The sequence below is a fragment of the Bacillus sp. ILBB4 genome (assembly GCF_035064545.1).
Lineage (GTDB): Bacteria > Bacillota > Bacilli > Bacillales > Bacillaceae_H > Priestia.
Window position 1 is genome coordinate 453119 of the sequence record NZ_JAIQVD010000001.1, and the last position, 23436, is coordinate 476554.

A 23436-nucleotide genomic window follows, 5' to 3' on the forward strand; every position below is an offset into this window, starting at 1 on the left:
TACGCGTTTTTTATGTCTCTTATATCAAAAAAGAGTGGTTTATTTGCTATTTTTATTTTGCACTCTATAAGAGGTCTAACCTACTAGAGTGGAAATGTTGTCATTTGTGTTGCAGGATTTTAAACGTCACATAATAAATCAATCATGGTGATTGAAAATCTACAGAAAAAACGAATCATGCTAGAAGCCGATTCGTTCTCCATACTACTTACTATGTCAGTAAGTTCATATCAATAAGAAAGAGCGGGTTTCCCCACTCTTTCTCGTCCGTATCCTTAGCATTTCCACAATTACTATATCATAACCGCTTATTTTATGCAAATGTTAGAAAAGAGAAAGCTGGTTCTGATCAGGTAATGATTCAAGGCATCCATGGTTGTCTAGATACTCTAAAATCGTCTTCGATACTTTGCCTCGCTGCTGCAAGTCTTCTTTCGATAAAAACTCTCCTGTTTCACGAGCTTTTACAATATTCAGCGCTGCATTTGTACCCAGACCGGGAATGGCATTAAACGGTGGCACTAAAGACGTGCCGTCAATTAAAAATTCATCTGCGCTTGATTTATATAAATCTACTTTTTTAAACGAATAGCCTCGTTCGCACATTTCTAAAGAAAGCTCAAGCACCGTTAATAAGTTTTTCTCTTTAGGAGATGCATCTAAACCTTTAGCGTTGATTTCTTCCATCTTCGCTCGAATGGCAGTTGAGCCTTTAATCATCGTATCAATATCAAAGTCATCTGCACGAACCGTAAAGTACGCTGCGTAATAAAGAAGCGCGTGATGCACTTTAAAGTAAGCAATACGCACGGCCATCAATACATAAGCAGCGGCATGGGCTTTAGGGAACATGTACTTGATCTTTTTACAGGAATCAATATACCAGTCCGGTACACCATTTTTGATCATTTCTTCTTCAAATTCAGGTGTTAGCCCTTTCCCTTTACGCACAGACTCCATAATTTTAAAGGCAAGTGACGGTTCAAGACCTTGATAAATTAAATAAACCATAATATCATCACGACAGCCGATTACTTCACTTAAGTTGCAAATATCATTGCGAATTAGCTCCTGCGCATTACCAAGCCATACGTCCGTCCCGTGAGACAGTCCCGAGATTTGAACAAGCTCTGAAAACGTCGTTGGCTTCGTATCTTCTAACATTTGACGCACAAAGCGCGTTCCAAATTCAGGTATGCCAAGCGTTCCTGTTTTACACATAATTTGCTCTTCTGTTACGCCAAGTGATTCCGTTCCGCTAAAAATTTTCATCACTTCAGGATCATCCGTCGGAATCGTTTTTGGATCAATTCCACTTAAATCTTGAAGCATGCGAATCACGGTCGGATCATCGTGTCCGAGTATATCAAGTTTTAATAAATTATCATGAATCGAATGGAAGTCAAAATGAGTTGTTCTCCATTCGGAATTACGGTCGTCAGCTGGAAACTGGATCGGTGAAAAATCGAAAATATCCATATAGTCCGGTACAACGATAATCCCCCCTGGGTGCTGACCCGTTGTACGTTTTACGCCCGTACATCCTGCTACTAAACGATCCACTTCTGCGTTTCGTAAATGTAAATCACGGTCACCGGCATAGCCTTTGACATAGCCATAAGCTGTTTTTTCGGCTACTGTACCGATTGTTCCCGCGCGGTATACATTATCTTGTCCAAACAGTACTTTTGTATAGTTATGAGCTCGCGGCTGATACTCTCCGGAGAAGTTCAAATCGATATCAGGAACTTTATCTCCTTTGAATCCTAAGAACGTTTCAAACGGAATATCGTGTCCGTCTTTAATAAATGGTACGCCACAATCTTCACAGCTTTTATCCGGCAAGTCGAATCCAGAACCAACGGAACCGTCATTAAAAAACTCAGATTTCTTACATTTTGGACAAACATAATGCGGCGGCAGTGGGTTTACTTCTGTAATTTCCGTCATCGTCGCAACGAATGAAGACCCTACGGAACCACGTGAACCAACTAAGTAACCATCATTCAAGGATTTTTTAACGAGTTTATGCGAGATCAAGTAAATAACGGCAAACCCGTGGCCGATAATACTTTTCAACTCTTTCTCTAGGCGAGCTTCTACTACTTCAGGCAGCTCTTCACCGTAGATGCTGCGTGCCATCGCATAGCTCATTTCACGCATTTCTTCGTCTGCACCTTCAATTTTTGGTGTATATAAATCATCTTTAATTGGTTTAATATCGTCAATCATATCCGCTATTTTTTGCGTATTATGAACAACAATTTCTTTCGCTTTGTCCCCGTCTAAAAATGAAAAACAATTCAGCATCTCATCCGTTGATCTAAAATGAACATCCGGCAGCTGATGACGATTTAGCGGGTTAGCTCCGCCTTGTGATCCAATTAAAATTTTTCGGTAAATTTTGTCTTCCGGATTGAGATAGTGAACATTTCCTGTTGCTACAACCGGCTTTCCAATCTTTTCACCAAGCTTCACAATATTACTGATAATGTCTTTTAAGGCTTTCTCGTCTCGCACTAAATCTAGTTCAATTAAGTGCTTGTAGTTGTCAGGAGGCTGCACTTCGATGTAATCATAAAATTCAGCTGCTCCTTCTACTTCATCAATTCCTTTTTGCATCATGCCTTCGAATACTTCGCCTCGGTCACATGCGGTTCCAATCAAGATGCCTTCTCGATATTTGTCGAGCAGAGATCTTGGAATTCGCGGAACTCGATAAAAGTAATTTAAATGAGAAATCGAAACGAGTTTAAATAGATTTTTTAAACCTACGTCGTTTTGTGCTAAAAGCGTCGCATGATAAGGACGGGCCCGCTGATATGCATTCCCTTCTCCCATATAATCATTTAAGCGATCGTGCATCGTAATTTCGCGTTCAAATGCATCTTTCAGCATTTTATTTAACAAATAGCCGGTTGTTTCCGCATCATAAATCGCGCGGTGATGCTGCACAAGTTCAATATCAAACTTTTTCGCAAGAGTATTTAAACGATGGTTTTTCATATGCGGATACAAAAATCTTCCGAGTTCAAGCGTATCAATAACGCCGTTAGCTGCTTTTTCTAATCCGATTTTTTGCAGTCCCATATTTAAAAATCCCATATCAAAGCTTGCATTATGAGCGACTAAAATGCTGTCGCCCATCCACTCGTGAAAATCCCGAAGTACTTCTGAGATTTCAGGCGCATTTTGGACCATATCATCTGTAATACCCGTCAGCTCAATTGTTGTTGCAGACAGAGGATGATGAGGATTTGCAAACCGTTCAAATCGATCGATGATTTCGCCTTCTTTCATCTTCACGGCAGCAAGTTCAATAATGGTATCGTACACGGCTGACAAACCGGTTGTTTCGACGTCAAATACGACGTAAGTTGCTTCTGTCAAATCCACATGCTGCGGATTATAGGCAATCGGCACGCCGTCGTCTACTAAATTGACTTCCACTCCGTACAGTATTTTAATGCCGTTCTTTTTCCCGGCTCCATACGCTTCAGGAAACGACTGTGCAACCGCGTGATCAGTTATCGCTACAGCCGGATGTCCCCATTTTTTGGCTTGTCCGACTAAAGCTCCAACAGATGAAACGGCATCCATTTGACTCATCGGCGTATGCAAGTGAAGTTCCACACGCTTTTCATCTTCAGGCGCTGTATCCTGTCTAGCGGGACCGGCAATCTCGTTAACATCATTTCCAATCATAACTAGATCACGGACAAATGTATCATTTTGTACACTTCCGCGAACCTTTACCCACATTCCTTTTTTAATAGCTTGAAGTAAAGGAATATCTTCTTTGTCACGCGAAAACATTTTAACCATAATAGAGTTTGTATAATCTGTCACTTTAAAAATAAGAAGCGTACGTCCGCTTCGTAATTCTCTAGTTTCTGCATCAAATACGTATCCTTCAACGGCAATTCGCTTTTCTTCATCCACAATGGAATCCAGGCGAACCGTCTCGTCTTTAATCGTATATCCAATTGTAAGCGGACCTTTTGGTAGGTCTGGTCCATCACTTTTTTCATTTTCTTTATTTTGCATTTCTGTGATGGCTTGTAATACTTTTTCTGTATCTTCTTGTTTTCGTTGCTCTACAAACTGCTGAAATGCTTCTTCTGAATGTACAACTTCCGTCATTAGCTGAAGGTTCGGAAACCCATAGGACGCATACTGATCAGCAATTAACTGACTATACTTTTTACGTAAAGCCGTTCCTTCTGCATCATGGCGTGCGTTCACAATCAATTTGGCACCGTTCAATCTCGGCATTTGATCTTGTAAAAGCGACTGTAAAAGGGGAGATATGCCCTGCATTTCTCCAATACAATGCTTCCAATATGACTGTACATGCTCTTCCGTACATTCTTTATTAACGGTTTGAATAGAAAAAGAAACACTCGCAATATGAGAAAAAGCTGAAGACATGCGAGCATGGAATAACTCATAAATCTCAAAAGGTAATAACCCTTCTAAAGAAAAATGGAAATGCCATCTTTTTTGTTCTTTCTGAATGACGAGCTTTTCAATCGCTGCGTTTTCAAAGTAAGGAACAATTTGATCACTCGTCAGCTCTAACTGCTGCAGCAGCAACTTAAAACGCTCTTTTTTTCCTAGCGTTTGTGCTTCCAAGTTTTCTGCCTCCTTTTATAAATGAGTGCAATCTATTTTAACATAAATGACTTCTATTCTGTCATATGTTCTGTTTATAAACATAAAAACAGCAGGGATACAAATCCCCGCTGCTTCATTACTTCGCTAGCAGTTCTTTCACTGTTGAAACTAGATTGTCAACTGACACTTCTAATGACTCCCCAGTTTTGCGTACTTTTACTTCTACAATCCCTTCAGATGCACGTTTACCAACTGTTACTCGAACAGGAAGACCAATTAAATCTGAATCTGCAAATTTTACTCCTGCACGCTCTTGGCGGTCATCTAACAGCACTTCAAAGCGATTATCTAATAACTCATTATATAATTTCTCACCTAGTTCACGCTGTTCATCATTTTTCACGTTAACTGGAATAACGTGCACTTGATAAGGCGTAACAGCTTCTGGCCATAGAAGACCGTTCTCATCATTAAATTGTTCTGCAATCGCAGCTACCGTACGAGAAACACCAATACCATAACAGCCCATAATCATTGGCTGGTTGCGTCCGTTCTCATCTAGATACGTTGCTCCCATCGCTTCACTGTAGCGAGTTCCTAGCTTAAAGACGTGTCCGACTTCAATACCTTTAGCGAACTTAATAACGCCTTGTCCATCCGGTGACTGATCCCCTTCTTGGATGAAGCGGAAATCTTCGTAAGTTGCATTAAAGTTACGTTCATTCACATTTGTGTAGTGATAACCTTCTTCATTTGCTCCGCATACACCGTTAGCAATTGCTTTTACAGCATGATCAGCTACCACTTCTACTGAATCACTTACTCCAATCGGTCCTACTGAACCAACTGCGCATTTTAATACTTCTTTTGTTTCTTCTGGAGTTGCCAGTTCAACAACGGAAGCTTCAAAATAGTTTTTCACTTTAATATCGTTTACTTCGTGATCCCCGCGAACAAGTACAAGCACAAAACGATCATCTACTTTAAATAAAAGGGACTTGATACAAGAAGTCGCTTCAACATTTAAGAAAGCAGCTACGTCTTCAATGCTATGCTGATTTGGTGTTTCTACCTTTGTTAATTCTTTTTCAGCTTCACCTGATTTTTCATACGTATTTACAACCGGTGCCATTTCAACATTTGCTGCATAAGAAGATGTATCTGAATAAGCAATTGTATCTTCCCCGATTTCAGAAAGAACCATAAATTCATGCGTATCTTTTCCGCCCATTGCACCTGAATCAGCGATAACCGCACGGAAATTTAATCCGCAGCGCTCAAAGATGCGGCTATAGGCAGCAAACATTTTATCATATACTTCATCTAAACTTTCTTGAGAAGCATGAAACGAATATGCATCTTTCATAATAAATTCACGACCGCGTAATAAGCCAAAGCGTGGACGTTTTTCATCGCGGAACTTCGTTTGAATTTGATATAAATTTAGCGGTAAACGTTTGTATGACTTCACTTCGTCACGAAGCAAGCTTGTAATAACTTCCTCGTGTGTTGCTCCCAAAGCAAATTCACGGCCGTGACGATCTTTCATACGCATTAACTCAGGTCCGTATGAATACCAGCGGCCAGACTCTTGCCACAATTCAGCTTGTTGTAAAGCAGGCATTAATAATTCGACAGAACCTGCACGGTCCATCTCTTCACGAACAATTTGTTCAACTTTTTGCAATACGCGCTTACCAAGCGGTAAAAAGCTGTACACGCCGCTTGCATTTTGGCGCATATAACCTGCGCGCAATAGAAGCTGATGGCTTTTTATATCCGCATCAGCTGGCACTTCTCTTAATGTAGGAATCAATGTAGAACTTTGTCTCATAACCTCGCACCTCTTTGCTTACTTCTCTATCTTATTTTTTTAAGGCGGACCATGCCGCAATTTTCATATAATCAGCGAGGGAATATCCCTCGCTGAGCGTATGTCTTATAAAAAGAACTTTTGAATATCGTTCCACGTTACAACGAGCATCAGCAGCATTAATAAAGCAAAACCGATAAAATGCACAATGCCTTCTTTTTGACGATCAATTGGCTTACCGCGAATTCCTTCTACAGCGAAGAACAATAGTCGTCCTCCATCTAAAGCAGGAAGTGGAAGCAAATTGACAATCCCTAAGTTAATACTTAAAACGGCGGCCCATTTCATTAGATAATAAATGCCTGACTGTGCTACTTGATCGGTTGCTGCGTAAATACCTACAGGACCAGAAAGCATATCCAGTTTGAACTGCCCTGTCACAAGCTTCCCTAGACCCGTTAAGATTTCTTTCATCCACGTATATGTTTCAGTAGCTCCGTGCGTGATCGAACCAATGAATGACTTTTCAACCGGTGCATATACGCCAATTAATCCAATTGTCTGTTCCCCAACTTTGCGACTTTCAGGTGTAATCGGAATATCTAGCGTTTTGCCGCCGCGCTGAACCGTGAATGTAATTTGCTGTTCAGGATGCTTTTGAATTACTTTTACGACATCATCCCACGTTGAAACACTTTGTCCATCAATTGCTTGAACTTTATCTCCTTGTTTGAGTCCCGCATCAACGGCTACTCCATCTGATGTTAATTTGCCCATCACGGGTTTGTCAACAACATATCCTTGAGAAATCCCAAGAACGATAAAAATAACAAAGGCTAATATAAAGTTCATTAGCGGACCAGCGAAAATGGCTAGCGCACGCTGACCAAGAGTTTTGGAAGCAAACTGACGGCTGTAAGGTGCAATTTGAATTTCTTCTCCATCCATAACGAAGTAAGATTCTTCTGCTACCTCGAATTTTTGCAGACGTTCATCTTCACCTTCTTCATAACCTGAAATAAATAGATTATGCTCTAAGTCTGCTTGCTCTACCTCAATAACTTTTGCATTTGGATGCTGTTCCTTGTTATTAATAATGACTTTATTTACTTTGCCTTCCTTATCAAACATGAGGCCCACCATTTGACCAGGCTTTACTTCGATCATTTCTGGGTCTTCTCCAGCCATTCGAACAAATCCACCTAGAGGCAGCAAGCGAATGGTATAAACTGTTTCATCTCGTTTAAATGAAAAGATTTTGGGACCAAACCCAATGGCAAACTCACGGCATAAGATGCCTGCACGCTTTGCAAAAACTAAATGACCAAGCTCATGAAAGAATACAAGAGCTCCAAAAATGACGACAAACGCAATGACTGTGTTCAATGGGTATTACCCCCTTCATGTAATAGAGTCAAACCTCCACCCACCAGAAATAAGCGAGTGGCTTCTCTCGCACGCACATTATCGAGAGATGGCGGATCTAACAAACTCTCTTGCTTCTAAATCTACTTCTTTAATAGTAGATAAACAAGGTTTCTGTATTACAGTATGTTCATTCATTGCTTTTTCAATCACATCTTCAATTTGTAAAAATGTAATGTGACCATCTAAAAAGGCTTGAACAGCTTCTTCATTAGCTGCATTTAAAACAGTCGGAAGTGTTCCACCCGCTTTGCCAGCCTCAAATGCAAAAGCTAAACAGCGAAAACGCTCTTCATCCATTTTAGCGAAGTGAAGCTGGCCAATATCCGCCAAACTTAAACGCTTGGTGTTAGGCAAAGACATGCGCTTTGGATACGTTAACGCGTATTGAATTGGCACGCGCATATCAGGCGTTCCAAGCTGAGCAATAACGCTTGTATCCGAATACTCTACCATAGAATGAATGATGCTTTCCTTATGTAACAATACATCAATTTTCTCATAGGGAAGATCAAAAAGCCAATGTGCTTCAATCACTTCTAATCCCTTATTCATCATCGTTGCCGAATCAATTGTAATTTTAGCTCCCATCGACCAGTTTGGATGATTTAACGCATCTTCAACCGTTACTCCCTGTAGTTCTGCTCTCGTCTTATCTCGAAAGCTCCCTCCAGAAGCCGTTAAAATTAAACGGTCTATTGCTTTTTGATCTTGCCCTTGCAAACTTTGAAAAATAGCTGAGTGCTCACTGTCTACCGGTAAAATATCAGCGCCATATTCTTTGGCTGCTTCCATAACAAGGTGACCAGCGGTAACAAGTGTCTCCTTATTTGCAATAGCAATCGTTTTTCTCATTTTGATTGCTTCTAGCGTAGGAGTCAACCCTACACTTCCAAGAACAGCATTTACTAAAACTTCTGTGGATGGATGAGTTGCCACTTCCACAAGCCCTTCTTCTCCATAAACAAATCGAATAGAAGGGAATTCTGCTTGCAGTGACAGACAATCTTCTTTCTTCATCACAGAAACAAGGGCTGGCTTACACCGCTGAATAATCTTTCTTGCTTCATTAATATTTCGACCTACAGAGATTGCTGAGAGCTCAAAATGCTCCGGATGCGCTCGAACAATATCAACGGTTTGAGTACCAATTGAACCTGTAGCTCCTAACAAGGAAATTTTCTTCAAGTATATTCACTCCTATTAAAACAAAGACATCTTTTTTATAGAGATAATAAAAAAGCTAAAATTGGCATGATGAACATTAAACTGTCAAAACGGTCTAAAATCCCACCATGACCCGGTAAAATCTTTCCTGAATCTTTTACGCCATAGTGACGTTTGAACGCTGATTGTACAAGATCACCCATCTGTCCAAATAACGATACGATAATACCAATTACAAGTAGTTCGATCATAGTTTGATCAATATTTGCTAACAGCTTAAATACAATAGCTACTATAATAGCGCATACGACGCCACCAACAAAACCTTCAATTGTTTTATTGGGACTGATTTCCGGCCATAGCTTTCGTTTCCCCATTGCTCGTCCAATAAAATAAGCTCCGGAATCCGTCGCCCAAATAATAAGAAAAGCAAAGAACAAATAAGCTAACCCGAACTCTTGACGAACCTCGATAAAATAATGAAAGCCAAAGCCAACATATACTGTCGTTAACAAAATAAACCCAACGTCATCGAAGGTAAATTTATTTTTAACTATAACCGTGTACATTAATAAAAGAAGGACAGCAGCAAGCGCTACTTCTATCTTATGTTCACTTAAGAATTGAAATGCAACATCTCTTCCATTTGGTAGTAAAAACACCCAGGTTAGCAATAAACTAATGATACTTGGAAAAGACATTGCTTTCAAATGTTTCATTTTTAAAAGCTCAATTACACCAACTGTTCCGATTACATACATGATAAGGGTAAAAGGTAACCCTCCAATTAAAACAATCGGCACAAATACCGCAAGTGCTACAATCGCGGTGATAATGCGCTGTTTCATCTTGTTTTCCACACCTTCTTATACACCACCAAAGCGACGACCGCGCTTTTGAAACGCCTCGACTGCTTCGATTAAATGATTTTCTTTAAAATCTGGCCATAATACTTCTGTAAACCAAAACTCTGTGTAAGCTAGCTGCCAAAGCATAAAATTACTTAAGCGAAGCTCACCGCTTGTACGAATAAGCAAATCCGGATCTGGAAGGCTTTTGCTCATTAAATAGGAAGAAAATAAATTTTCTGAAATAGAAGAGGAAGCTACTTTTCCCTGTTCTACATCTTCTACCAATGACTGAATAGCGCCCATGATTTCGTGACGGCTACCGTAATTGAGCGCGAAGTTTAAAATCAGCCCTGTGTTATGCTTTGTTTTTTCAATTGCGTTATCCACGGCTCGAATCGTATGGGCAGGGAGCTCACTTTTATCCCCCATAATACGAACTTGCACATTTTTTTCAATTAGCTCAGGCAGAAAGGTTGTTAAAAATTCCTCTGGCAGTTTCATTAAAAACTCGACTTCAGTTTTGGGGCGCTTCCAATTTTCAGTGGAAAATGCATATAAAGTTAATACTTTAACACCTAATTCATTGGCCAATCTGGTCACATGACGCACTACCTTCATTCCTTCATGATGGCCCATCATGCGAGGAAGAGCTCGTTTTTGCGCCCAACGACCGTTCCCATCCATAATAATTGCAATATGTTCAGGAACAGGGTGCTGTTTCACTTGATCTTTTCGTTCTGACAAAGACAGTGTATTTAAATCTTGACTTTTCTTCCATGCTTGAAATTTTCTTAACATGCAAAGGTCCCCCGTTGTACGCTCTCACATAAACGTGTGGCTTATGTGAGTTTTTTCTTACTACACATTATTAACAAAAAAACCCCCTGTAAACAATAGAGGGTCTTTTACAATATATTTTACCTTGAAATGACTTAAACTGCCATAATTTCTTCTTCTTTATCTTTCGCCACTTTATCCACTTTTACGATATGGTCATCTGTTAGTTTTTGAATGTCATCACTGTAGCCGCGTAAATCGTCTTCAGTAATTTCACCTTTTTTCTCTAACTTTTTGAAATCATCGTTTGCATCACGGCGTACGTTACGAACCGCAACTTTTGCTTCTTCAGCGTATTTTTTCACCATTTTCACTAACTCACGACGACGTTCTTCCGTTAAAGCAGGAATCGATAAACGGATAATAGTTCCATCGCTTGTAGGTGTTAACCCTAAGTCAGATTTTAAAATAGCTTTTTCAACTTCACCAATTTGTGATTTGTCATAAGGCTGAATAACAAGCATACGAGCTTCAGGCACGCTTACTTGCGCCAATTGGTTAATTGGTGTTGGTGCACCGTAGTATTCTACCGTTACGCGGTCAAGAAGTGACGCGCTTGCACGTCCAGCACGAATTGATGCTAGTTCGCGGCTAAATGATTGAATTGCTTTTTCCATTCTTTCTTTTGCGTTTTGCAACACTTGTTTTGGCATGTTTATTTCCCCTTTACAATTGTTCCAATGTTTTCGCCTGTAACGGCACGTTTAATATTGCCTTCTTCCGTAATTGAAAAAACAATTAGCGGAATATCATTGTCCATACATAATGAAGAAGCTGTAGAATCCATAACAGCTAGTCCATCTTTTAAAACATCAATATACGTTAATGTTTCGTATTTTACAGCATCAGGTACAAGCTTAGGATCTGCATTATAAACGCCATCTACGTTGTTTTTAGCCATTAAGATCACGTCAGCTTCGATTTCAGCTGCACGCAAAGCTGCTGTTGTATCTGTAGAGAAATAAGGGTTTCCTGTACCCGCGGCGAAAATAACAACGCGTTTTTTCTCAAGATGACGAACAGCTTTTCTTCTAATATAAGGCTCTGCTACTTGTCTCATCTCGATAGAAGTCTGAACTCGTGTTTGCACACCAATGTTCTCTAAGCTATCTTGAAGAGCCAAAGAGTTCATTACTGTTGCTAGCATTCCCATATAATCAGCAGCGGCACGATCCATACCCATTTCACTGCCAATTTTACCACGCCAAATGTTTCCACCACCAACGACTACAGCAATTTCCACACCTAATTCATAAACGGCTTTTACTTGTTCAGCAACAGATTTGATGATGGATGGGTTAATACCAAAACCCTCTTCACCAGCTAATGCTTCTCCACTTAACTTTAATACGATACGATTATATTTTGCTTGACTCATGCTTACCTCCATCGTTAACGGTGAGATCTCTTTTGTAAAAAAGGGAACACACAGTGTTCCCTATACGGTCAAACCCTTACTTTTTAACTTGGTTCATTACTTCTTCAGCGAAGTTGTCTTGACGCTTCTCAATACCTTCTCCTACTTCAAAACGAACGAAGCTTTCAACAGTAGCGCCTTTGCTCTCAACGAACTGACGTACTTTTTGATCAGGATTTTTAACAAATGTTTGATCTAGTAAGCAAATATCTTCGAAGAATTTGCCAAGGCGACCTTCAACCATTTTTGCAACGATTTTTTCTGGTTTGCCTTCGTTTAATGCTTGTTGAGTTAATACTTCGCGCTCACGCTCAGTTTCTTCAGCAGAAACTTGGTCACGAGAGATGTATTTAGGGTTGATTGCAGCGATGTGCATAGCAACGTCTTTTGCAACAGCTTCTTCAGTTGTACCAGATAATACTGTTAACACACCGATACGTCCGCCAGCATGTAGGTAAGCACCGAATGCATCAGCATCAGTTTTTGTTGCTACAGCGAAACGACGTAGAGATAATTTTTCTCCGATTGTAGCGATTGCAGAGTTGATGTGTTCTTCAACAGTTGCACCGTTTTCCATTTTTTGAGTAGCAGCTTCAGCAGCGTCAGCTGGTTTGTTAGCTAAGATGTGAGCAGCTAATTCTTTTGTTAATTTTTGGAAACCTTCGTTTTTCGCAACGAAATCAGTTTCAGAGTTAACTTCTAGGATAACAGCTTCGTTACCTTGAGTTTCGATGTAAGTTAGACCTTCAGCAGCAATACGGTCTGATTTTTTAGCAGCTTTTGCAATACCTTTTTCACGTAAGAAATCGATTGCTTGCTCCATATCACCGTTAGTTTCAGTTAACGCTTTTTTACAATCCATCATACCAGCGCCAGTTTTTTCACGTAGTTCTTTTACCATTTGAGCAGTAATTGCCATAATGTGTAGCCTCCTTGTTTGGGTATGTAATTAATGTATATAAATGGGTTAAATCTTTTCAAAAAAAGGTGATAAAAGGCTATTCCCTCTTATCACCTTTCACGGAATTAAGCAGTAGTTGTTTCAGTTTCAACTGCTGTTTCTTCACCTTGTTTAGCTTCTAGAATAGCATCAGCAACTTTAGAAGTTAAAAGTTTAACAGCACGAATTGCATCATCGTTTGCAGGGATTACATAATCAATTTCGTCTGGATCACAGTTAGTGTCTACGATACCAACGATTGGAATGTGTAATTTTTTAGCTTCCGCTACTGCAATACGCTCTTTACGAGGGTCAATGATGAATAATGCATCTGGAAGTTGTTTCATATCTTTAATGCCGCCTAAGAATTTTTCAAGACGCTCTAACTCTTTTTTAAGTTGAACTACTTCTTTCTTAGGTAGTACTTCGAAAGTACCGTCTTCTTGCATTTTTTCGATATCTTTTAAACGTTTGATACGTTTTTGGATAGTTGAGAAGTTAGTTAATGTACCACCTAACCAACGTTGGTTAACAAAGTACATACCAGCGCGAGCTGCTTCTTCTTTAACAGAATCTTGAGCTTGTTTTTTCGTACCTACGAATAAAACAGTACCGCCGTCTGCAGCTAATTCTTTAACGAATTTGTACGCTTCTTCTACTTTCTTAACTGTTTTTTGAAGATCGATAATGTAGATGCCGTTACGCTCAGTGAAGATATATTTCTTCATCTTTGGGTTCCAACGGCGAGTTTGGTGACCGAAATGTACACCAGCTTCTAGTAATTGTTTCATTGAAATTACTGACATGTGTTTTTCCTCCTAATGGTTTTAAGTCTCCTCCGCTCATTTCATCTTCAGCCGAAACTACAAAAAGTAGCACCATCAACCGAATCAACAAGCGTGTGTAATAACACCAAAAACAAATATAGCACACTCCTTTTTCACAAGCAAGCGTTTCATTAAGTTTATTGATGAAATTTCAATAATAATTCAATTTCAGTTTTCCCTCTGTGTAAATGTTTTGCAATTTCTTCGATTGTTAAACCTTTTCTTTTTAAATAAACGGAAAATTCTTTTATCTCTTCACTTGACAAATCTTGAATTTGGTCTGTAGTTAATTCGTCAAAAGATGTGTGTATATGCTTCTGATTTTCTTCTATAGAAAAAAGTTCATGTAGCGACTGGGAAGGCTCACTTTTTAGATCCACCCTTTGAACAGGCACGTCTTCTTCATCTACCAAAGGTGATTTTACGCTGCTTTTTTCCACTTCCGAAGAAAGTGAAGTGGAACGCTCTCGAAGCTGCCTTAAAAACTGCTCGTTTTGTTCCTGAAATTCAGCTAGATATGAACTCATCGCAGCTTCCATTTTATTTATATTTTGCTGGTGCAAGCGTTCAATCCTTTTCACTTTGGTCACTTGCATATATAAAAGAATAATGCAAAACAGTGATAGACCATGAATTAAAAAACTAACTGCGAGTAAAAACCCCATCTTTTTACCTCTTTGTTAAATTATTTTGCTTAAACTCGTACGCATTTTAAACAGCGCTTTCGAATGAATTTGAGAAATACGTGAAGCAGATAGCCCTAACAGCTGTGCGATTTCTGTGAAAGTCAACTCTTCTTTATAGAATAATGAAACAACGAGCTGCTCTTTTTCATTTAGCTGCTCGATAACTTCAGCAAGCTCTTGATATCGTTCGTCGTTAATTAGCTCCTCTTCAGGAGAGAGCGTTTTTTCATCTTTAATCGTATATTTTTGCTCTCCATCTTCATACTCTTTCGGCTGTTCTTCCATTGACAACACGTTAGCTAAGAAGCCTTCGTTCATCGTATGAACGACATCTGCTTCTGTCATGCCTACTTCTTTTGCAACCTCACTTGGTGCAACTCTGCGCAAGTATCTTTGTTCAAGTGCTTCTGTTGCTTGCTCAATCCTTTTCGTCTTTTCCCTTGCGCTTCTTGATAACCAATCTTCTTTACGAAGCCCGTCTATTATCGCCCCTCGAATTCGAAAAGACGCATATGTATCAAACTTTAAGTCTCTACCGTAATCAAACTTTTCCAAAGCATCGTAAAGGCCGATTAACCCTAAACTACGAAGCTCTTCTTTATGAATATTCTTTGGCAGCCCCACGCTGATCCGCTGAACGTGATAGTTAACAAGCGGCATGTACTTTTTAACAAGCATGTTTCCTGCATGTGAGTCTCTCGTCTCTATCCATTCCTGCCAAATTTTATGTTCTTCAACTTCTTGTATACTTTTCAAGGGTCTTTCAACTCCTTTTTATAGCGCTATTAAACGGTCAGAGCGCGCTTTATATCGTTTTTATCCCTTCGTTAATCGTACGAACCTTTAAAATAGCCGTTTGAGGATCAAATTCAATTGTGCGTCCGTTGTGTCCTCCTGTAGCTTTTGCTGCAATTTCTACATTGTTTCTATGCAGCTCTCTCTCTACTGCTTGAACATTTCGAAGGCCAATTCGCATGACATCATTTCTTGGTTCAAATTGAAACATCTGCGCGCCTCCTGCTATTTTTGCTTTTAACAATTTTCTATGTGCGCCTTGTTTAATCAACATATTTATCAAATCAAAAATGGCTGTATCTGCATATTTAGCTCTATTAAAAGGACATTTAGCCCCGCTTGAATCCGGAAGCATCACATGAGCGAGCCCAGCTACTGAGTGAATAGAGTCATAAACGACAACTCCTACACATGATCCTAATCCCGCTGTTCGAAGCACTGCGGGTGCATGTGTAACATTCATCTCGGCAATTCCTACCTTAATCACTTGTTTATCATCTCTCATGATTCTTCAACTCCTAGAACCTTCAGCGTGATATCCATTATTCGTTTGGCTCACTGGAGGTGGTCTTCTAAAGAGAGCACTTTAGGTAAATTTAGAAGAACAATTAAACGGCTATCTATTTTAACGACTCCGTTTAAGTATTCTACAGCTGTTCCTTCAACTGTTTCAGGCACTGAAGCAATCGTTTTTTCATCAATATCCACTACATCATTTGCTGCATCGACAATCAAACCTGCTTCTACATCATTAAGACGAACCATAATAATACGTGTCAGCTCATGGTTAAGCTGTTCTTGCAAGTTAAAGCGAGTGCGCAAATCAATAATCGGTGTAATAACACCGCGAAGATTAATAACACCTTTTACATATTTTTTTACTCCAGGAACACGTGTTATGTGCTGAATCTTTTCAATCGACTGCACTTCTTCTACTGAGATTCCGTACTCCTCGTCTCCCAATTGAAACACAATAATTTTCATGCCTTTCTCCCTTTCTTTTTACAGCATTTGTTATTTAATCAAAGCGTTGCAATCAATGATAAGTGCTACTTGTCCATCGCCTAAAATCGTGGCTCCTGAAATAGCAAACACATCCGGCAGATAATGACCTAAAGATTTTAAAACAATTTCCTGCTGACCGATAAAAGAATCAACAATTAACCCGGCGGTCTTTTCTCCTTTTTTCACGATGACTACTGAATAATGATCGCCTAGTACTGAGTTAGGCACAGTGAATAGTTCTTTTAAATCAATAAGAGGAATAATAGCTCCTCGAAAGTCAATAACCTTTTGACCGTGTACATGCATGACCTCTTTCGGCTGAACAATAGCTGTTTCAATAATCGAAGAAAGCGGCAAGGCATAGCGCTCTTCACTCATTTGCACGAGTAAAGCAGAAATGATAGACAGAGTGAGCGGCAGTTGAATAGAAAAACGCGAACCGTATCCTTCGTTAGAATCGATCGTTACAGAACCCCCTAGCGATTCAATCGTGTTTTTCACGACATCTAAACCTACTCCTCGTCCGGAAACATCTGAAATTTGCTCAGCCGTCGAAAAGCCCGAAGCGAAAATGAGCTCGTACACTTGTTTATCCGTCAGCGTTTCAGCTGTTTTCCCATCAATAATTTCTCGATCTAACGCTTTTTGCAGTATCTTTTCACGATTGATGCCCGCCCCGTCATCTTCTAAATCAATAAAGACATGATTTCCGCTATGATAAGCTTTAAGGCGAATCGTTCCCTTTTCATTCTTTCCGTTCTCTAAGCGTGCTTGAGGCATTTCAATTCCGTGGTCAACGGCATTTCTTAATAAGTGAACAAGCGGATCTCCAATTTCATCAATGACGGTCCGGTCCAGCTCTGTATCAGCTCCGACAATTTGAAGTTCAATTTGTTTCCCTAAATCTTTTGAAAGCTGTCTCACCATACGGGGAAAACGATTAAAAACGGTTTCTACAGGCACCATACGCATATTTAAAATAATCGTTTGCAAATCTCCAGAAATACGAGACATCCGCTCTACCGTTTCGTCTAATTCGCTATTATTCAATTCTTTTGATATTTGTTCTAACCTGCCTCTATCAATAACTAGTTCTTCAAACAAGTTCATGAGACTGTCCAAACGGTCAATATTAACTCGAATCGTCTTGTTATTTGAGGGCTGTCTTTTCTCTTCAACAGGCGATTTAGAAGGTGCTGACACAGTAACTTCCTGTATCGCTGCTGCTACTTCTGGTGAAACAAGCTCCTCCATTTCTGTCTCCTTTTTTACGGGGACCGCAGCAATTTTCACACTTTCTACTTCAGAGACTTCCATGAGGCTCGCCTGCAGCTTTTCTTGTGATTCGTTTGTTACTAATATAACGATAAAAGACGATTCAAATTTTTCTTGTTCGATATCTTGAACAGTTGGCGCTGACTTAATAACGTCTCCTGCTTGCTCTAACACATCAAATACCATATAAGCGCGTGCAGCTTTTAATAAGCAGGTGCGTTCAAGCTGTACGGTTATTTCAAACGCGTTAAACCCTTGGTCTCCTGTTTGGCTGAGCAGCGTTTGTACTAATTCATCGTACTCAATCGAAGAAGCTGCATGCTGTGCTACGGGTTCCTCTGCTACAATACGCTGCAGCTTTTGAACAAGCAATTTGACATCAAGCTGACCATCGCCGCCTTCAGAAATAGATTGAACCATTATTTCTAGCGCATCGACTGATTCAAACAAAGCATCAAGCACTTCCGTATGAACGTCGAGTTGGTGATTTCGAACAGCATCTAACACGTTTTCCATTTTGTGAGTTAATTGTGCTAAATCATCAAATCCCATTGTTGCAGACATACCTTTTAACGTATGAGCAGACCGGAAAATTTCGTTTACATAGCCAAGATCATCGGTATTTTTTTCAAAACGTATTAGCTGGTCATTAACGTTTTGAAGATGTTCCCTGCTTTCTTCAATAAACACTTCTAGATATTGATTCATATCCATCGTAACTTTCCCTCCTATTTCTGTGCGTAGCGAGAAATAAAGCTTCCAACGTTTCGCAGCGGTTCAATATAATCAACAAGTTTTGTAGAAACGGCTGATTTGGGCATCCCATAAATGACAGCTGTTTCTTCCGATTCAGCCAATATAAGCGCGTCTTTATTTTTCTTTAAATCAATAACCCCTTCCGTTCCATCCGCCCCCATTCCTGTCAACACAATGGCAAGCGTTTGATAACCTGAAATTTTACTAATCGACTGAAACAAACGATCCACTGAGGGGCGATGTCCCTTTACAGGTGAAGAAGTATCTAAACAAATGCTGAGCTGTCCTTTTTTCTCTACAACCGTCATATGAAAACCTCCAGGCGCAATATACGCACATCCTGAGCGAACGATTTCATTGTCTTTTGCTTCTTTTACTTCAATATCAGACAGCTGATTTAATCTAGCTGCTAATGATTTTGTGAAATTTGGCGGCATATGCTGCACAATAAAAATAGGTGCGTTTATGTCTTTTGAAACAGTTGATAATACTTCTTGCAGTGCACGCGGTCCTCCAGTAGAAGTGCCAATACAAATCATTTTGTTCACTTTCGTCCCCATCGGGAGGTTATATACACTGCTGTTTTGCGCGTGCTGATGACTGCTTGAAGATATGTTGGCTTTACTAGCAAGCAATAGTTTAGAGATAAGCTCATCTTTCACTTTATGTAATTCCAGCGAAATAGCTCCCGAAGGTTTAGCAACAAAATCAACTGCGCCGTACTGCATAGCGGTCAGCGTATTTTCAGCACCTTCTATTGTTGTACTCGATAACATGACAACAGGAAGGGGCTTCACGCGCATGAGCTGTTTTAACATATCTAAGCCATTCATTTTGGGCATTTCAATATCAAGTGTCACAATGTCTGGCGACAGCTCGAGCGCTTTTTTTAACCCTTCTTCACCATTACGTGCGGTACCCACAACGTGAAAACGACTGTCACATGCTAAAAAATCGCCGATTAGCTTTCGCATAAATGCAGAATCATCTACAATAAGCACCTTTATTTCATTCACTCTAATTTCCTACCTTTCAAGAAAAAATCGTTTGAGGCGCCGAATAAACATTCCTTGTGTGTTAGTGGCTGTCCTATCGTCTTGTGGAACAAGAATATTTACCATATCCACCAGTGATGTACTAGCTTTAGATTTTGGGTCTTGAAGCAAAAAAGGGATTTGACGATTAACTGCCTTTTGGACAGCTTGATCATCTGGGACAATACCTAATAGAGAAATAGATACGTTCAAAAACTGCTGAACAGCTCTATTAAATCGTTCATACGTCTGATTTCCATCTTTTTCGGAAAGCGTTTTATTGATAATAAGACGAACCGGTGCTGATACAGAATAGGAAGCTGCTAGCTTAATAGCAGCGTAGGCATCTGTTATAGATGTAGGTTCTGGTGTTGTGACCACGATCATTTCATCTACAGCTTTTAAAAACTTAAGCACACTCTCTGACATGCCCGCTCCCATATCAAAAATCATATAATCATATTGATTTGTTAACGAATTCAATTCTTGTATTAAATGAGCAAGATCTGATGGAGACCATTCAAATACAGAGGAAATTCCTGTTCCACCAGCCACATAAGCTAAATCTTGAGGACCTTTTTTAATAATTTGCTGGATGGAAAGCTTTTTTTCTAGCAAATCAACCATCGTATATGAAGCAGTTTGACCAATCAAAATATCAATATTTCCCATCCCTATATCCATGTCAAAAAGAAGAACTCTTTGCTTTTGCTTCGTTAGTGCAAGAGATAAGTTTAATGATAGGTTCGACTTTCCAACTCCTCCTTTTCCGCTTAAGACGGCTAGTGTTTTACAATTCCTTAAAGAGTTTTGATGCTTCTTTAACACTTTTTCTCTTAAAACTGCTGCTTGATCATTCATCTTTCCAATCTCCAAACACATCGTCAATAAACTCTTTTATTTTAAATGCCGAAACATCTTCTGGTACATCCTGCCCGTTTGTTGTAAAAGCAGCTCGCTTGCCGTAATGATATAACATATTTAAAAGCGAGCCTTTGTGGGTTGTTTCATCTTGCTTCGTAAAAATCAAGTGATCAACAGGCAGACTAGCAAAACGTTCATATACAGCTTTCATATCTGATACTTTTGACGTTAGTGCTAAAACAAGAAACGTTTGCAAATCTTCTTGAAACGTAATAATTTTCTTTAAATCATTTACATATTGCTGTTCCAAAAAGTTACGGCCTGCTGTGTCAATAAAAATCACATCGTATGCTTCCGTTTCTAGCAAAGCTTTTTTAAAATCTGCTCCGTTATAACAAATCGTTAAAGGAGCATTCAAGATCGAAGCGTACGTCTTGAGCTGCTCAATCGCTGAAATTCTATACGTGTCAGTTGTAATAAATGCTATTTTTTGATTGTGTTCCAGGACACACTTTGCGGCCAATTTAGCAAGAGTTGTTGTTTTACCGACACCTGTTGGTCCTACTACACTTACATATTTTTTGAAAGGGCCGCTCCATTCACTTGCTTTAAACTGATTGACAAACCAGCTCTTCGTCCACTCCATAAGTTGGTTTGAGTGAGGGCGATGTAAGTAGTAGTACTCTAGCACAGGAGCCTCTATGCTTTTTAAAATAGCTTCGTCTATTTCTTGCAAACGCAAATAGGCAAGCATATCCTCCACTGCTTTTGGATATGAACCTGAAGAAACCTTTGGCATTTGATTCATTTGTGAGAGAAGAGTATTTAACTCACTGAGCTGCTGCTTCATAAAAGATTGATTATCTTCCATACTGGGTTCTGGCGGCGATGAGTTCTTCTTTACGCTCAGCCTTTCTACAGAATCGACAGCTGCCAATACTTCTATTTTTGCCTTAGTAAATAAGCCAAGAAACCCTCCTGTTCGAATTTGTTTTGAATGTAAAATAACCGCTTCCTTACCTAAATCTGAACGAATGGCTTTCATAGCTTGCGGCATAGATGCTACTACGTATTTTTTTACTTTCATCAGATATCCACCACTCCAACACTTTGAACTTCAACATTTGCTTCTAGCTCGTTATATGATAAAACCGCCATATGAGGAAAATACCGCTCAGTGATTTGACGCACGTACATCCTCACCGCAGGAGAACATAACACAATTGGAGACTGTTCTTGAAAAGAAAGTGTTTCTGTTTGCTTGGCTATACTTTCTACGATAGCTTGTGAAACGCTAGGGTCTAGTGATAAATAATTCCCATGCTCCGTTTGTTGAACAGCTTCAGCCATCGTTTTTTCAACTTTTCCTGAAAGGGTAAGAACTCGAAGCAGACCTTCTTGGACCGTGTATTGACTGGTAATTTGTCTTGCGAGTCCTTGCCGGACATATTCAGTTAACAAATCGGTGTCTGACGTCATTTTGCCGTAGTCGGCCAGCACCTCAAAAATAATGGGTAAATTTCGAATTGAGACGCTTTCTTTTAAAAGCTTTGCCAGTACCCTTTGGATGTCTCCAACAGAAAGCGGATTAGGCGTTACTTCCTCAATTAATATAGGATACGTTTCTTTTGTGTGATCGATTAGTTGCTTTGTCTCCTGCCTTCCAATCAGCTCATGCGCATACGATTTTATAACTTCTGTTATGTGCGTAGACACAACCGACGGTGGGTCAACAACGGTATACCCGAACATCTCAGCCTGCTCCTTCACCGACTCACTAATCCATTTTGCAGGCATTTTAAAAGCTGGCTCTAACGTATCAATTCCTTCAATCAAATCATCATCCATTCCCGGACTGATTGCTAAGTAGTGATCGAGCAGCAGCTCCCCTTTTGCCACTTCATTGCCCTTTATTTTAAGACAGTATTCGTTGGGCTGAAGCTGAATGTTGTCTCTGATGCGAACAACCGGAATGACCAATCCTAGCTCAAGTGCCAGCTGTCGCCTAATCATCACAATTCGATCAAGCAGATCGCCTCCTTGATTCGTATCAGCAAGCGGAATTAATGCATACCCAAATTCAAATTCAATTGGATCAACGCTTAATAGATTGACAACACTCTCCGGACTTTTCATTTCATTGTCTTCAAGCTCTTCTTCAGTAGGCGCCATTTCTTCACGAACCGCCTGATGCTTAGCCCGAGACAAATAATAGCCTCCCACTCCTAACAAAATAGCAATAGGCATTGTAATAACATCATTAATTGGCGTAATTAAACCAAGAGCCGCAATCGTTCCTCCAGTGACATAAAGCATAACGGGAAAAGCAAACAGCTGCTGGGTAATATCTTGGCTCAAATTGCCTGTTGAAGCAGCTCTAGTGACGATAATACCTGTCGCTGTTGAAATCATAAGAGCTGGAATTTGACTCACTAACCCATCGCCTACTGTTAACAAAGTAAAGGTTTGGGATGCTTCAGTGATGGACATTCCCATTTGCAGCATGCCGATAATAATTCCAAACAAGATATTAATAAGAGTAATGACAATCCCTGCAATGGCATCACCTTTAACGAATTTACTAGCTCCATCCATTGCTCCATAAAAATCTGCTTCACGCTGAATTTTTTCACGGCGGTCAATTGCTTGCTTTTCTGAAATCATACCTGCATTTAAATCTGCATCAATACTCATTTGTTTACCCGGCATCGCATCTAAAGTAAAGCGTGCGGCTACTTCAGAAACACGCTCCGCTCCTTTTGTAATAACGAGAAACTGAATGATAATTAAAATAATGAAGACAACAAAGCCCACTAACGGATTGCCTCCAATAACGAAGTGGCCAAATGTTTCCACCACTCCGCCTGCTTCTCCTGTTCCTAAGATTGAACGTGTTGTCGATACATTCAAACCTAATCGAAACAGCGTAAGAACCAGCAGCAAAGACGGAAATACCGATAGCTCTAAAGGTTCTTTCATATTCATGGAAACGAGCAGTACAAGCAGCGCAAGAGAAATGTTAATCATGATTAAAATACTTAATAACCATGAAGGCAACGGAATAACAAGCATGACGATAATGAGTACAACACCTATAACAACTGGCAGTTCTCTTGCAGACATTAAT

At 39.8% G+C, this 23436-nt stretch carries 19 protein-coding genes; all 19 read right to left on the minus strand.

Annotated features, from left to right (window positions below; genetic code table 11):
- Positions 1-324: 324 nt before the first annotated feature.
- The 19 genes from LAV82_RS02485 to flhA all read right to left on the minus strand — a co-directional run bounded on the left by LAV82_RS02485 (position 325) and on the right by flhA (position 23432).
- Positions 325-4635: a PolC-type DNA polymerase III gene (locus LAV82_RS02485; protein WP_499715613.1), complete on the minus strand. Its 4311-nt coding sequence runs from the start codon at positions 4633-4635 to the stop codon at positions 325-327.
- A 118-nt stretch (positions 4636-4753) separates the two neighbouring features.
- On the minus strand, positions 4754-6451 hold the full coding sequence (locus tag LAV82_RS02490) for a proline--tRNA ligase (RefSeq protein ID WP_013058842.1): 1698 nt from the start codon (positions 6449-6451) through the stop codon (positions 4754-4756).
- Between the two features lie 105 nt (positions 6452-6556).
- A complete protein-coding gene (gene rseP, locus LAV82_RS02495) occupies positions 6557-7816 on the minus strand; it encodes an RIP metalloprotease RseP (RefSeq protein WP_025750292.1) in 1260 nt (419 codons plus the stop codon).
- A gap of 78 nt (positions 7817-7894) precedes the next feature.
- Positions 7895-9043 (minus strand): 1-deoxy-D-xylulose-5-phosphate reductoisomerase, encoded by a 1149-nt coding sequence (gene dxr / locus LAV82_RS02500; RefSeq protein WP_499715614.1) that lies wholly within the window; start codon positions 9041-9043, stop codon positions 7895-7897.
- Between the two features lie 35 nt (positions 9044-9078).
- Positions 9079-9870 carry a phosphatidate cytidylyltransferase gene (locus tag LAV82_RS02505; protein ID WP_029320614.1) on the minus strand — a complete coding sequence of 264 codons (792 nt, stop codon included), beginning with the start codon at positions 9868-9870 and terminating at the stop codon, positions 9079-9081.
- Positions 9871-9888: 18 nt separating this feature from the next.
- Positions 9889-10671, minus strand: a complete 783-nt coding sequence (gene uppS / locus LAV82_RS02510) for an undecaprenyl pyrophosphate synthase (protein WP_028410833.1) — start codon at positions 10669-10671, stop codon at positions 9889-9891.
- A 134-nt stretch (positions 10672-10805) separates the two neighbouring features.
- Complete coding sequence (frr, locus tag LAV82_RS02515) at positions 10806-11363, minus strand: ribosome recycling factor (protein WP_013058847.1); 558 nt, start codon at positions 11361-11363, stop codon at positions 10806-10808.
- A 2-nt stretch (positions 11364-11365) separates the two neighbouring features.
- Complete coding sequence (gene pyrH, locus LAV82_RS02520; protein ID WP_013058848.1) at positions 11366-12088, minus strand: UMP kinase; 723 nt, start codon at positions 12086-12088, stop codon at positions 11366-11368.
- Between the two features lie 76 nt (positions 12089-12164).
- Complete coding sequence (gene tsf / locus LAV82_RS02525) at positions 12165-13046, minus strand: translation elongation factor Ts (RefSeq protein ID WP_013058849.1); 882 nt, start codon at positions 13044-13046, stop codon at positions 12165-12167.
- A 107-nt stretch (positions 13047-13153) separates the two neighbouring features.
- Entirely contained in the window at positions 13154-13873 is a 720-nt protein-coding gene (gene rpsB / locus LAV82_RS02530; RefSeq protein ID WP_013058850.1) for a 30S ribosomal protein S2, read from the minus strand.
- Between the two features lie 158 nt (positions 13874-14031).
- Positions 14032-14559 carry a hypothetical protein gene (locus LAV82_RS02535; RefSeq protein ID WP_211077399.1) on the minus strand — a complete coding sequence of 176 codons (528 nt, stop codon included), beginning with the start codon at positions 14557-14559 and terminating at the stop codon, positions 14032-14034.
- A gap of 15 nt (positions 14560-14574) precedes the next feature.
- A complete protein-coding gene (locus LAV82_RS02540) occupies positions 14575-15336 on the minus strand; it encodes a FliA/WhiG family RNA polymerase sigma factor (RefSeq protein WP_211077398.1) in 762 nt (253 codons plus the stop codon).
- Positions 15337-15385: 49 nt separating this feature from the next.
- Entirely contained in the window at positions 15386-15880 is a 495-nt protein-coding gene (locus tag LAV82_RS02545; RefSeq protein ID WP_013058853.1) for a chemotaxis protein CheD, read from the minus strand.
- A gap of 50 nt (positions 15881-15930) precedes the next feature.
- Entirely contained in the window at positions 15931-16359 is a 429-nt protein-coding gene (locus LAV82_RS02550) for a chemotaxis protein CheW (RefSeq protein ID WP_211077396.1), read from the minus strand.
- A gap of 30 nt (positions 16360-16389) precedes the next feature.
- Positions 16390-18369 carry a chemotaxis protein CheW gene (locus LAV82_RS02555; protein ID WP_499715617.1) on the minus strand — a complete coding sequence of 660 codons (1980 nt, stop codon included), beginning with the start codon at positions 18367-18369 and terminating at the stop codon, positions 16390-16392.
- 14 nt (positions 18370-18383) lie between these two features.
- Positions 18384-19427, minus strand: a complete 1044-nt coding sequence (locus LAV82_RS02560) for a protein-glutamate methylesterase/protein-glutamine glutaminase (RefSeq protein WP_499715619.1) — start codon at positions 19425-19427, stop codon at positions 18384-18386.
- Between the two features lie 9 nt (positions 19428-19436).
- Positions 19437-20306 (minus strand): MinD/ParA family protein, encoded by an 870-nt coding sequence (locus LAV82_RS02565; RefSeq protein ID WP_211077393.1) that lies wholly within the window; start codon positions 20304-20306, stop codon positions 19437-19439.
- Positions 20299-21396, minus strand: coding sequence for a flagellar biosynthesis GTPase FlhF (flhF, locus tag LAV82_RS02570; RefSeq protein WP_211077392.1), 1098 nt, complete (start codon positions 21394-21396; stop codon positions 20299-20301). Before flhF ends, LAV82_RS02565 begins: the two co-directional genes overlap by 8 nt.
- Entirely contained in the window at positions 21396-23432 is a 2037-nt protein-coding gene (gene flhA, locus LAV82_RS02575; protein ID WP_499715621.1) for a flagellar biosynthesis protein FlhA, read from the minus strand. Before flhA ends, flhF begins: the two co-directional genes overlap by 1 nt.
- Positions 23433-23436: the final 4 nt, after the last annotated feature.